This window comes from Paenibacillus sp. CMM36, from assembly GCF_053570945.1.
Map to the genome: position 1 here is coordinate 690,407 of NZ_JBSEDY010000002.1, position 12,883 is coordinate 703,289.

General features: G+C 45.0%; 14 protein-coding genes and 1 tRNA gene. 3 read left to right on the forward strand and 12 right to left on the reverse strand.

Features of this window, described 5'->3' with window-relative positions; genetic code table 11:
- Nucleotides 1-6 precede the first annotated feature (6 nt).
- Nucleotides 7-201, forward strand: coding sequence for a YjzC family protein (locus tag ACWA2B_RS07225; protein WP_029518958.1), 195 nt, complete (start codon nt 7-9; stop codon nt 199-201).
- A gap of 366 nt (nt 202-567) precedes the next feature.
- Complete coding sequence (locus tag ACWA2B_RS07230; RefSeq protein WP_029518959.1) at nt 568-885, forward strand: hypothetical protein; 318 nt, start codon at nt 568-570, stop codon at nt 883-885.
- Between the two features lie 220 nt (nt 886-1,105).
- On the opposite strand, the gene ACWA2B_RS07235 is transcribed toward ACWA2B_RS07230, so the two are convergent.
- The 3 genes from ACWA2B_RS07235 to ACWA2B_RS07245 form a co-directional block, all read right to left on the reverse strand.
- A tRNA-Ser gene (locus ACWA2B_RS07235) sits at nt 1,106-1,196 on the reverse strand.
- Between the two features lie 77 nt (nt 1,197-1,273).
- A complete protein-coding gene (locus ACWA2B_RS07240; RefSeq protein ID WP_029518961.1) occupies nt 1,274-1,498 on the reverse strand; it encodes a DUF951 domain-containing protein in 225 nt (74 codons plus the stop codon).
- Nucleotides 1,488-2,438 carry a mechanosensitive ion channel family protein gene (locus ACWA2B_RS07245; protein ID WP_029518962.1) on the reverse strand — a complete coding sequence of 317 codons (951 nt, stop codon included), beginning with the start codon at nt 2,436-2,438 and terminating at the stop codon, nt 1,488-1,490. Before ACWA2B_RS07245 ends, ACWA2B_RS07240 begins: the two co-directional genes overlap by 11 nt.
- Before the next feature lie 274 nt (nt 2,439-2,712).
- On the opposite strand from ACWA2B_RS07245, the gene yyaC reads away from it, so the two are divergent.
- The gene (yyaC, locus tag ACWA2B_RS07250) at nt 2,713-3,318 is read left to right on the forward strand and encodes a spore protease YyaC (RefSeq protein WP_025723135.1); all 606 of its coding nucleotides are present in this window, start codon (nt 2,713-2,715) and stop codon (nt 3,316-3,318) included.
- On the opposite strand, the gene ACWA2B_RS07255 is transcribed toward yyaC, so the two are convergent.
- The 9 genes from ACWA2B_RS07255 to ACWA2B_RS07295 all read right to left on the reverse strand — a co-directional run bounded on the left by ACWA2B_RS07255 (nt 3,272) and on the right by ACWA2B_RS07295 (nt 12,845).
- Nucleotides 3,272-3,793, reverse strand: coding sequence for a DUF4446 family protein (locus ACWA2B_RS07255; RefSeq protein WP_029518963.1), 522 nt, complete (start codon nt 3,791-3,793; stop codon nt 3,272-3,274). The two genes, yyaC and ACWA2B_RS07255, sit on opposite strands and share 47 nt — an antisense overlap.
- Before the next feature lie 198 nt (nt 3,794-3,991).
- Nucleotides 3,992-4,834 (reverse strand): ParB/RepB/Spo0J family partition protein, encoded by an 843-nt coding sequence (locus ACWA2B_RS07260; RefSeq protein WP_029518964.1) that lies wholly within the window; start codon nt 4,832-4,834, stop codon nt 3,992-3,994.
- Entirely contained in the window at nt 4,827-5,588 is a 762-nt protein-coding gene (locus tag ACWA2B_RS07265) for a ParA family protein (protein WP_023991152.1), read from the reverse strand. Before ACWA2B_RS07265 ends, ACWA2B_RS07260 begins: the two co-directional genes overlap by 8 nt.
- A 186-nt stretch (nt 5,589-5,774) precedes the next feature.
- Nucleotides 5,775-6,593, reverse strand: a complete 819-nt coding sequence (gene noc / locus ACWA2B_RS07270; RefSeq protein WP_029518966.1) for a nucleoid occlusion protein — start codon at nt 6,591-6,593, stop codon at nt 5,775-5,777.
- 412 nt (nt 6,594-7,005) lie between these two features.
- Nucleotides 7,006-7,728 carry a 16S rRNA (guanine(527)-N(7))-methyltransferase RsmG gene (gene rsmG / locus ACWA2B_RS07275; protein ID WP_029518967.1) on the reverse strand — a complete coding sequence of 241 codons (723 nt, stop codon included), beginning with the start codon at nt 7,726-7,728 and terminating at the stop codon, nt 7,006-7,008.
- Entirely contained in the window at nt 7,728-9,617 is a 1,890-nt protein-coding gene (gene mnmG, locus ACWA2B_RS07280) for a tRNA uridine-5-carboxymethylaminomethyl(34) synthesis enzyme MnmG (RefSeq protein WP_029518968.1), read from the reverse strand. Before mnmG ends, rsmG begins: the two co-directional genes overlap by 1 nt.
- Nucleotides 9,618-9,715: 98 nt before the next feature.
- Nucleotides 9,716-11,092 (reverse strand): tRNA uridine-5-carboxymethylaminomethyl(34) synthesis GTPase MnmE, encoded by a 1,377-nt coding sequence (gene mnmE, locus ACWA2B_RS07285; protein WP_449291852.1) that lies wholly within the window; start codon nt 11,090-11,092, stop codon nt 9,716-9,718.
- 128 nt (nt 11,093-11,220) lie between these two features.
- Entirely contained in the window at nt 11,221-11,982 is a 762-nt protein-coding gene (gene jag, locus ACWA2B_RS07290) for an RNA-binding cell elongation regulator Jag/EloR (protein ID WP_069012579.1), read from the reverse strand.
- Complete coding sequence (locus ACWA2B_RS07295) at nt 11,979-12,845, reverse strand: YidC/Oxa1 family membrane protein insertase (protein WP_029518972.1); 867 nt, start codon at nt 12,843-12,845, stop codon at nt 11,979-11,981. The genes jag and ACWA2B_RS07295 overlap by 4 nt, the downstream gene beginning before the upstream one ends.
- Nucleotides 12,846-12,883 lie beyond the last annotated feature (38 nt).

Consider the following 12,883-nt stretch of genomic DNA (forward strand, 5'->3'; position numbering starts at 1 on the left):
CACCATATGGGTGAAAAGACTGAGTTCGAACCAGGGGATAACGTCCCAAACGACGGCGTATATATGGAGGTCGGAGAAAAAAGCTTCCATACTGAAATTCAAAACCCGCAACAAGTAACGCTGGAAAGAGGCGACTCTTTTCCGGAGACCACCAACCATAATCGCAAATGGAAGAAAAAAACGAAAGCTCGTGTCCACTAATGTATATTTCTTAGGAGTTCTGGCCATATTATGATTAGGCGATACAACAGAGAGGTGTGGTTCCGTTGGACGACGTAGCCGGACAAACTGTTAGGAGATCCATTCCGGGCATTAGAAGCGTTAGGTTTGTGTAAAAGGACACTGTCTTTTCGACACGGTATTGCTGGTCAGTACACCGAGTTTCATGATGTGATTGGACAGATCGTATCCTGTTAAAAATGTATCGCCTACGATGGAGGACCTTTGTGGTCCTCCTTTGTTGCATTATCGGACTTTTTGCATATCCTGGTAAAATGCAGATTAATTGAGCTCCTTCTGCTAGAATATATCCAAGTACAAAGACCTACTATCTACGGAGGTTTAAAGATGAGCTATTCTCGAATATTAAAGTGGATATCAGGTATATTCGAATTGGTGCTTGCCGTACCAATTGTGGGGGGAGCTATTGTCATGGGGACCGGCTACTCGGCTCTGGGATTTATGCTTATCCTGCATGCAGTAACACTTATCCTATCGTTACGCAATCAGGAGGCGATCTACGGCTCTGTATGGGGAGTACTCACTTCTTTGCTGGCCTGGATACCCTTTGTGGGCTGGGCTCTCCATTTGATTGCGGCGATCCTTCTGATGATCTCTGGCTCAAAAAAAACAAAACGCTATCATTACCCGCCTAACCAGCTATAACAAAAGAGTGCTCCTAACGGCAATAATTTCCCCGCTGTCAGGAGCATTTTTTTGTTATAACGCCTTATTCATCCCAATAGATTTGTAATCGTTTCTTCCTTTACCCTCATGGTTTATCTTAGTGCTTTTCACTTTATCACAATCTGTTGACCTTTTATTCCAAAAACAAAAAATCCCCTACGTCACAGACGTAAGAGATTGGTTTATTTAATGAAGTTAGTGGCGGAAAGAGTGGGAGTCGAACCCACGCACGCCTTGCGACGCCTAACTGATTTCGAGTCAGCCCCCTTAGACCTCTTGGGTACCTTTCCGCAGCAAGGATAATTATATCATCATTGCAACTGTGACGCAAGCTGATTCTGGTTCATCGCCATTCATCTTTCTTGGCTCAATTTGCTTCTGTGTTTTGCTCGTCGACGTTGGCCTTTGATCGCAGCACTTTCTTCATGTTTTTTTCGAACTTGGCACGCGGAATCAGCACACTATGCTGGCAACCGACACATTTGATTCGAATATCCATCCCCATGCGGATAATTTCCATTTCATTCGTTCCACACGGATGGGGCTTCTTCATCTGTACAATGTCCCCTAGTTCAAATGACTTACGCTCCACCCTTCTCTCCCCCTTTTCTTCCTTGTTCGTCTTCTTTGTCTAGGGTTACCGCCGTCTCCAATGCTGCCTGACGATGTTCCTCATCCTCCAGAGCCTTCTTGATGTTATTCTGAATATCACGCTCTACCACGGCCCCTGTATTCGGCATACATTCTGCCACAACACGCACAATATACTCTGAGGTGGTCATGGACTGAACCCCTAACACATCCGGTATATTAAGTATCTGTACATTGGATTCTTCAATGCCTTGGATTGCCTGTTTTACCAAGCCAACTGCTTCCTCCAGGCTACGCTCGGCCTTCATTGGCACATCCACTACCGCCAACGCGTTGGACATGGAGAAGTTTGTTACCGTTGTAATTGAGCCATTCGGTAAAATGTACACCTCACCTTTCCAGCTCACCAGTCTGGTTGTACGCAGCCCGATCATTTCCACTGTACCCTTGAAAGTACCTGTCTGAATGACGTCTCCTACGGCAAATTGATCCTCAAAAATAATGAAAAATCCGGTAATTACATCCTTAACCAAGCTCTGTGCCCCAAAACCAACGGCCAATCCAAGCACTCCAGCTCCAGCAATCAGCGGGCCGAGATTAATGCCCATTTGCGATAGCACCAGCATAATTAAAATGAAATTAAATACAATATTGGTTATGTTTTTCAGTAATTCCCCAACAGTTGTTAACCGCCTTGTGTTCAATCGAAACCTGCCGTTATCTCCCTTTTGTTGCATTGACTTATCTATAATTTTATTAATAACTCGAATAAAGATACGTGTGATGATAAAAATAATCGCGATTTTCAAAATTACAAACAAAAAGGTCGACCACATCGCACTATCGGTAAGCCATTTCAATACAGCATCCTTCCAGTGAATTGCATCTTTCACTACGTCACCCGTGTCTAAATTATCGGTCAACCAATGTATAAAGGTCATGCTGTACTCCTCCTTAAACAAGGGAACTACTCTTCCTGCTTCCCGAATTCTATTTCCTACTATCAGGATTTTGCAAAATCCTCACTATATAAGCTTATCTACCGACTTCAAACATATGGCTATGAATATTCTACTTCCTGTGAGTATAAAAGCATAAGTTTATCCATATACTAGCTACTATCCTGAGCATAAATGTTACCCGCAGGCTAATTGTTATCTCAAGGTACTGCGAGCGTAACCTTCACACTCCACTACAGAGCGAAAGGAAGATTCCATGACTCATCCATCTGACTTCATTCCGGGGCAAGAACCCCTAAGTTTAAAAATATCACACACAGATCCCGGGATCCAATCAGCCATCATCCATCGTCTACTGTTCCATCTGCATCAGGCACCGAGTCTGCAAAATATCGTCATTATTTGCATCGGCACTGACCGTTCTACTGGAGATTGTCTGGGTCCGCTCGTAGGTACGCATTTATCACGCTACAAAAGCCCTCTGTTTAACCTATACGGTACATTAGAGGAGCCTGTACATGCCATGAACCTGCAAACGACACTGAACGGCATACAAGCCCGATATGAACAGCCTTATATCATTGGTATAGATGCATGTCTTGGACAAACCTCCAGCGTTGGATGCATTCAGGTTTCAGATGGTCCTCTCAAGCCTGGAGCAGGTGTAAATAAAGAATTACCGCCGGTCGGCGATATCCATTTGACTGGTATCGTTAACGTCGGCGGCTTCATGGAATACTTCGTGCTGCAAAATACAAGACTAAATTTGGTAATGAAATTATCAGATATCATTGCTGGCAGCCTATACTCCGCGATTAAGGAGTGGCACTACCGTTCCGTCCTGCTTGCTGCGCAAGAGTGACGGCTTCTTTTTCTTCAGGTGATAAGGAATAGGTGGACTGTCCCGCTTCTAGAGGCTTGGCATACACATATGAGCCATCTCGGTTATAAATGCCGGTTAATACCATACCATCCTGATTGTCGTCTACAATAGCCAGAGAGAAGCTTAAATCGCTTCCTCTCTCACCAAAGGCATTATAGCGTTTGATGCCTATATGTCCCTTCAAGCCTGTCAGTTTACTACGTAGTGATTTCATACTTGCACGATGGGTTTCTTGCTCATCCTCAATCGTATCCATCTGTACCTTCAAATCAATCAACAGTGTTTCCAAATTCTCGACACCACTGCCTGCCATCATGGTTTCATACTTTCGCCGCATATTCTTTAGCTTTGCACCCTGCACAATAATAACAATCAACAGGATGAGCAAAATAAGCACGATCCCTGCAACGATTCCGGCAAGCTGTTCCATGATTAGTCCATTCAATTCAGCCATATGCTTGCTTCTACTCCTCTACCCCAAAAATCATATTACTGCATACTTATATTTTATACGTTTGAGAACAGCGAAACAAATAACACAAGGCTATTAGTTTATCCATCAAAACCATTCTAATTCCTGCAATTCCAGACAAAGCAAAGACATATCTCACTTTCCATTTTGCTCAAGGAGACATGTCCATATTTCAACAAACTACTGTAATAGCTCCAGTAATCTTTCCAAATCCTGCTGACTGTAATAATTCAATTCAATTTTGCCTTTATCTTTATTGTGCTTGATCTTCACAGTTGTTTTAAAGCGTTCACGCAAGGACTCTTCCATATGGTCAATATAGGGGTCCTTTTTTCGTACCTTTGCTTTGGCTTTCGCCTCACCAGGCTTATGATCCAACTGCTGTACGGCTTCCTCCAGCTCGCGAACACTCCACTGCTGTTCAATACATTGTTGTGCTAACTGTTTCACCATGTCTGGATCTTTGAGGCCAACAATAGCTCTAGCATGTCCCATAGACAATGTTCCACGTGAAACATGATCTTTAACTTCTTCAGGTAATGCGAGCAAGCGAAGGAAATTGGCAATATGAGAGCGTGATTTCCCCACTTTCATGGACAACTCTTCCTGAGTTAAAGAAAACTGATCCATTAATCCCTGATAAGCTACTGCTACTTCCATAGCATTCAAATTCTCACGCTGCAAATTCTCAATCAGAGCAATCTCCATCACCTGCTGATCCGTAAAATTACGAACAACCACAGGTATCGTCGGATTCCCACAAAATTGAGATGCCCGAAATCGTCTTTCCCCGGCTATGATTTCATATCCTCGCAATACACTACGTGCAATAATAGGTTGGATAACACCGTGCTGACGAATGGACTCGGCTAATTCCTTAATGGACTCTTCATCAAACGTTTTGCGAGGCTGGTACGGGTTCGCACGCAACTGGCTCAGCGGAATGTCAACAACCTTATCCTCTTCATTGACCGTAAGGGAGGGAATGAGTGCATCAAGTCCTTTTCCCAACCGTTTACTCATAAGATACCACTTCCTTTGCCAACTCAATATATACCTCTGCCCCACGGGAACGGGGATCATACGTAATAATGGACTGGCCATGTGAAGGTGCTTCGCTGAGTCTCACATTGCGTGGAATAATCGTCTGATAAACCTTGCTTTGAAAATATTTTTTCACTTCTTCAATCACCTGTATACCCAAGTTCGTGCGAGCATCAAACATGGTTAACAACACACCTTCAATTTGCAATGAGGTGTTCAGATGTTTTTGCACTAATCGCACGGTATTCAACAATTGACTTAATCCTTCCAATGCGTAATATTCACACTGGATTGGGATAATGACTGAATCGGAAGCCGTCAATGAATTGAGCGTCAAAATACCCAGCGATGGTGGGCAATCAATTAGTATATAATCATAATTATGCTTAACGAGTTGAAGCGATCTTTTTAATCTCAACTCACGAGAAATAGTCGGCACCAGTTCAATTTCCGCGCCTGCTAACTGAATGGTTGCCGGAATTATATCTAATCCCTCAACCTGTGTACTGACAATAGCTTCGCTAGGATCAACCTCGTTAATGAGTACATCATAAATACAATTTGCCACATCCGCCTTATTGATACCCACACCGCTGGTTGTATTACCTTGCGGGTCGATATCCACGAGCAATACCCTTTTGCCGAGGGAAGCAAGTCCGGCGCCCAAATTAACGGAAGTAGTTGTTTTGCCTACTCCGCCCTTTTGATTGGCTACGGCTATTATTTTTGACACTTCATTCACCTCATAATTTAATCGGAATCCTGCTACACTCCATACCTGCAAAACGCTCTATGGAGACGTTACTTAGTCCTTATCTTAGGGATAACGGCAATTTCAGAATAGAATTGAGTATGCTGCGGTTTTATTCGGCGTTAGACAGAAAAAGCGGCAATTGCTGCCGCCTGTACGCTTCATCCCTTACTTACGTTTGGGAATTTGAATGACAATCTCATAGTGATCCTCATGATCAGATTCCTTGGTCTTGATATCCAAGCCTGAGCCAGACACCATATCAATGGATTGACGAATTGTATTCAGCGCAAGCCGGACATCCTTGGTAAAGGAAATCCGCTTCGATTTCTTATTAGTGGATACTTGTTTATAAAAGGCAACTCGTGCCTCTGTCTGCTTCACATTGAGTTCCTTGGCAATGACTTCATCTAAAACCTTGTACTGTAGTTCTTCAGTCTCTAATGACAATAATGCACGAGCATGACGCTCGGATACCTTCCGTTCCATTAGAGCCTCCTTCACTCTCTCCGGTAGATGAAGCAGCCGTATCTTGTTAGCAATAGTGGATTGGCTTTTGCCAAGTCGTTGAGCGAGGCTTTCCTGGGTGAGCTGATGTAGATCAATCAGCTTTTGGTAAGCTACAGCCTCTTCAATCGCAGTTAACCCTTCCCGTTGAAGATTTTCAATCAACGCGATGGATGCAGCTTGTGAATCATTAAACTCACGAACAATAGCTGGAATAGATTCCATACCCAGCTTGGTGACAGCTCTCCAACGACGTTCCCCTGCTATAATCTCATATTGCCCATTACGGAAACGAACGACAATCGGTTGAATTACACCATGCGTCTTAATGGTCTGGCATAGCTCATCAATCTTCTCGTCGTCAAATATGGTACGGGGCTGATAAGGACTGCTGACAATATCCCGAACTGGAATTTGTTTTATTTCGTCCCCAGTAGATCGCTCCGTCAAACCAAATAGCTTGGAAAATTGTTCTTTCATTCCGTATAATACCACCTAATTTCATAATAGCACCATACTAACAGCGCTTCGTGAAAAACAGTTCCTTACGCGGATCGTAGACCCTTCTATATGAAACAGCGCCGTAAGCGGGTACACTCCACGTACTCACCCGACATTTGTTGTCCCACTCCCCTATATGTATATCTGAATTCATGGGTATAGGAGCAGTCAACTTACATTAAAACGATTATCTCTATTCTATCACTTTTCCAGCCATAATCCTATCGTCTCTACCAGCTTTTCGGAAGGATCAGAGAATAAATTATGCATCCTCTTTGATCCCCAAATGTAAACAAGAACGCATGTTAGCAAAGAGGCTTTTATGTAAAGAGTCTATCAGCCATAAAAAAAGTGAATGTTTCACGTGAAACATTCACTTTCTTTCAAACATTTACACTAACGGCGCCTTCAAAGGAGTACCCGGCTTACGCGGATATTTCCGTGGTGTCGCCGCTCTTTTCTCAATAATAATCATATGTCTGGCTGCATCTTCAACAGGTAACTGGAAGGCCTGAACATGTTTGATTTTTCCCTTTAGCTCTTTCAAACTGTAAGAAGCTTCCTTGATTTCCTCGGTAGGATCATTGCCCTTCATCGCGGCAAAGTGTCCTCCTTCACGGACAAACGGCAAACAAAATTCATTCAATACGGCGAGACGAGCAACCGCTCTGGCTGTCACTAGATCATAGCTATCACGGTATCCTGGTTTACGCCCCAATTCCTCTGCCCTGCTGTGAACCAGTTCAACATTTTCCAAACCCAACTGCTCTACTACATGGGCCAAGAACTGTATACGTTTGTTCAACGAATCTACAATAGTCAACTGAATCTGCGGAAAGCATATTTTCAAAGGAATACCTGGAAAACCTGCACCTGACCCAATATCGGCCAGGCTTTCCACATCTTTTAACGGAACATAAAAAGCCAGGGAAAGAGAATCATAAAAATGCTTGGTGTACACTGCATCGCGCTCAGTAATACCCGTCAGGTTCATTTTTTCATTCCACTCAACCAGCACACGGTAATATGCTTCAAACTGCTCTAACTGACTGTCATTAATCACAATACTATGCTCTGCCAGCCGCTGCTTAAATTGCTGTTGTATCGCGTCCATTATGATCCCCTTGCTGCTGTTACGCGGTTATAATGCTCCAGATAAACCAGCAAAATGGAAATATCCGCAGGGGTTACACCCGAAATACGGGATGCCTGACCAATCGACATCGGACGGATCTTTTCAAGTTTCTGCTTGGCTTCAATGGCCAGTCCTTGAACTTCATTGTATACAATATCCTCTGGAAGCTTCTTCTTCTCCATCTTTTGCAGACGCTCCACATGCATCAATTGCTTTTCAATGTAGCCCGCATACTTAATTTGGATTTCCACCTGCTCCTGTTCTTCCTCCGTAAGAGCTATAGGTGAAGGTGAGATTTGTGCTACTTGCGCATAACTGATCTCTGGTCGACGTAGCACCGTTAACAAATTACTGCCATCCTGTATCGGTGCAGATCCGCCTTGCTCCAGCATCTCATTGATATCAACTGGACGAACCTTCGCCAAGCGCAAGCGTTCAATCTCTTGATCTACCTTTTGCTTTTTATCCAAAAAGCGCTCGTATCGTTCATCCGTAATTAGGCCAATATCATGCCCAATCGGAGTCAATCGCAGATCAGCGTTATCATGACGCAACAACAGACGATATTCTGCACGTGACGTCAGCAAGCGGTATGGCTCATTCGTCCCCTTCGTCACCAGATCGTCAATCAGGACCCCGATGTAGCCTTGCGAACGGTCCAATACGACAGGCTCTTTGCCCTGCACCTTACGAGCTGCGTTAATCCCTGCCATAATTCCTTGACCCGCAGCTTCTTCGTAACCGGAAGTACCGTTAATCTGACCTGCTGTGAACAAGCCTGGGACTTTCTTCGTTTCCAAAGTAGGCCATAACTGCGTAGGTACCATTGCATCATATTCAATAGCATAGCCGTTACGCATCATCTCTACCTTTTCCATCCCCGGAATCGAACGCAGTACAGCTAATTGTACATCCTCTGGCAAGCTGGTCGACAAGCCCTGAACATAGTATTCAGATGTGTTTTTACCTTCAGGCTCCAAAAAGATTTGGTGCTTAGGCTTATCACTGAAGCGTACCACTTTATCTTCAATAGATGGGCAATATCGTGGTCCCGTTCCTTCAATCAGACCAGAGAACATAGGCGCACGGTGCAAATTATCATTAATAATCTGATGTGTTTCTACTGAAGTATATGTCAGCCAGCAAGGAAGCTGTTCATTATCCGAAGACTTCGTTTCATAGGAAAAGAACTTCGGTTGATCATCACCCGGTTGTATTTCCGTTTTGCTAAAATCAATCGTGTCCTTATGCACACGTGGTGGCGTTCCTGTCTTAAATCGAACCAGATCAAAACCCAGCTCTCTCAAATGCTCAGACAATCTCAACGAAGGCTGTTGATTGTTCGGACCACTCTCATACATTAGCTCGCCCATAATGATTTTCCCGCGCAGATAAGTGCCTGTGGTCAGGACAACTGCTTTACTTCGATACTCTGTGCCCGTCTTCGTGATTACACCTACGCAATGACCATCTTCCATAATCAGTTCTTCAACCATACCTTGGCGTAAGGTCAAATTCGGTTCCTTTTCCATCGTTTCCTTCATCGCATGCTGATAAGAGAACTTGTCTGCTTGTGCACGCAATGCATGAACCGCCGGACCTTTACCAGTATTTAACATTCTCATTTGGATAAATGTCTTGTCTATATTCCGACCCATTTCGCCGCCCAGTGCATCAATTTCTCGCACCACATGTCCTTTTGCAGGACCGCCAATAGACGGGTTGCAGGGCATGAACGCGACCATATCCAGGTTAATTGTGATCATCAACGTGCGACAGCCCATCCGTGCTGCTGCCAAGGCCGATTCTACACCTGCATGGCCCGCGCCTACGACAATCACGTCATAGTCGCCTCCTTGGTAACCCATACCTTTACTTACCTCCTTATACATTTCGGTCTTCACGCCGAATATGCTCTTGTATATCTATAACGATAGCAGGCTTATATCAGCCATGCTTAAATGTTCTATTTGCCTAGACAAAATTGTGAAAATATTTGGTCTATTAGCGCATCATGCGCAGTATCGCCTACAATCTCACCCAAATGCTCCCATGCCAGCCTTACATCAATCTGGATCATGTCGATCGGAACAAATTGATCAGCAGCTTCATAGGCATCTACCAGCGATTGGCGCGCCTTCTTCAACAAAGCAATATGCCGTACGTTGCTGACATATGTCATATCCGCTGATTCCAGCTTGCCGCTAAAGAATAACTTGGATATAGCCTGCTCCAGTCGGTCCGCTCCCTCATTTTCCTTCACAGACATCGGTACGATAAGCTCTTCAGGAACATAACGCAGCAACAAATCCCGGTCTACCTGGGCCGGTAAGTCCATTTTATTCATAATGACAATCGCTTGTCTACCGCGGATTTGTTCCATTAATGCCATTTCATCCTCATGCAGTGGTTCGTTGGCGTTAATGACGATGAGTAGCAGATCTGCTTCACTAACCGCCGTTCTCGAACGTTCTACTCCAATCCGTTCCACAACATCCATCGTTTCACGAATCCCAGCTGTATCCAGCAACTTGAGTGGAATATTATTAATCGTCACATATTCCTCAATAACGTCACGGGTTGTGCCCGGAATATCGGTCACAATGGCCCGCTCGCCCTGAGCCAATGTGTTCAGCAGTGATGATTTCCCCACATTTGGTCTTCCAACAATCGCTGTGGTCAACCCTTCACGCAAAATCTTTCCCTGCTCCGCCATATGCAGCAGCCGATCAATTTCCATCATGACCTGACTGCTTTTATCCATGATTAAATCAGATGTAAAAGATTCAACATCATGCTCAGGATAATCAATGTTCACTTCAATATGAGCAAGTGTCTCCACCAAAACATGACGCAAGCGACGAATATTCTGGGACAGCTGTCCATCTACCTGCTTCAAAGCCACCGAAAAAGCTTTATCTGATTTGGAGCGAATTAAGTCAATGACACCCTCCGCCTGACTTAGGTCAATACGACCATTCAGAAAAGCACGTTTCGTAAATTCCCCTGGCTCAGCCAGACGTATATTTTGCAGCAATAGTAAATCCATCACCCGTTTGACGGCTACGACCCCGCCATGAGTGCTGATTTCTACGACATCTTCTGTCGTAAAAGAGCGTGGCGCCCGCATTACTGTAACTAAAACTTCCTCCACCTTTTCCTGGCTTTGGGGATCTATAATATGTCCATAATGTACCGTGTGAGTTTGAGCTTTGCTTAGAGGCGTTTTACTACGAAACAAAGCCTCCACTTCCGTGACCGCATCTGGCCCGCTGACCCGTACAACCGCAATACCGCCCTCGCCGACAGCCGTTGCAATGGCAGCTATAGTATCGCTCAGCATAAAGTTTCTACCTCCTATCAAGTAGAAACGACATTGCCGTCCTTCATCAAGGACGGCAGCCGTTTCAGCGAGAAATATAAGAAAAAAAGCAATGGCTTCTGCATCTTGCAGAGAGCCATTGCGTCGGATTATTTTTTAGCAATGACGACGCGCCGATTGGGCTCGTCCCCCTTGCTGTATGTTCTAACCAGCGCATGCTGTTGGAGCTTGGCGTGAATCAGCTTCCGCTCCTGTGACGGCATTGGCTCCAGCACCACTTCCTTGCCATAACGAATAGCCTGGTTCGCCAACCGATCTGCCAAATCCTCCAGCGTTTTTTGCCGACGTGCACGAAATTGCTCGGCATCCAGCACAATTCGGATGAATTTGTCAGAATGACGGTTGGCAACGATATTCGTCAGGTACTGCAATGCATCCAATGTCTGTCCTCTGCGGCCGATCAACATACCGAGCGACGGACCGGAGATATCCAGTGTACTTTCATCCTTGCGGTGGCGGACATCAACTTTAACGTCCAATCCCATTCCTGCTGCTGTTTCACGGATGAAACGCACCGCCTCTTCATAAGGATCTACATGTCCCGAAGGTGCTTCTGTGTTCATCTGTGCTTCCTGTGCAACAGGCCCAGTTTCTTCTGATAAAGCCTGTCCCACGCTAGAAGGTGCTTGAGCCGATACATGAAATTCAGCCGCGTGTGTGGTTTCAGGAGACGGCTCAGAGAGCAGCGTAAGCTCCACCTTCGCCTTCTTGACCCCGAGCCACCCCAGGAATCCTTTTGACGGCTGTTCCAACACGCTTACGGTTACCCGTTCACGGCTTACTCCCAGTTGGGAGAGTCCTTGTCTTACAGCATCTTCAACGGTTTTTCCTGATGTCACGACTTTGGTCATCTCGACTTTTTAGCCCCCTTCGTGTTTTTGCCGCCTTTTTTCTTACTATTGGAGGAACCCGTTTTCGCGAGACTGGCTGTTTTCACATTTGCCAGTGCTGCTTCTTTATCCTTATTCCGATAAAGGAAATAGTTTTGAATGATCGTGTAAATATTACTGTAGAACCAGTATAACGGCAAAGCGGATGGGAAGTTGTACGACATGAACAGAATCAGCACCGGATAGACGTACAGCAAAAATTGCATCGGTCCTTGCTGCGGCGTCGGATTCATTTTCATCATCATCCAAGTTTGGACAAATGTCGTAATCGCCGCCAAAATCGGCAAGATAAACAAGTGATCCGGTTTACCTAACTGGAGCCACAAGAAGTCATGATCCCGCAATGCCGAGTTATAATAAATGGCATTATAAAGCGCGATGAAAATGGGCATCTGTACTACCAAAGGAAGACAGCCAGCCATCGGGTTGACCTTGTTTTCCTGGAACAACTTCATCGTCTCTTGCTGGACTTTCTCAGGCGTATCCTTGTACTTCGCTTGAATTTCTTTTAATTGCGGCTGAATGGCCTGCATAGCTTTGGAACTACGTACTTGCTTGAGTGTAAGCGGCAAAATAATGGTTCGCACGATAATCACCAGAACCAGTACGGCCAGGCCATACTCTCCAGAGAACCATTGGGCAAATGTATCTAGCGCATACGAAAACCAGTAAACGACATATCTTTGCCAAACTGATCCATTGGCCAAGTCTGCCGTCGTGTAAGAATTGTGGGCCGTCTGGGCACATCCGGACAGCACAGCAACAAGTGCCAATAAGGCAATCAGGAGGAACCATTTTCCCCGTTGAGTCTTCAAACGCGACACTTCATAACCCCTTTCTTAACCAATCCATTCCAACGTAA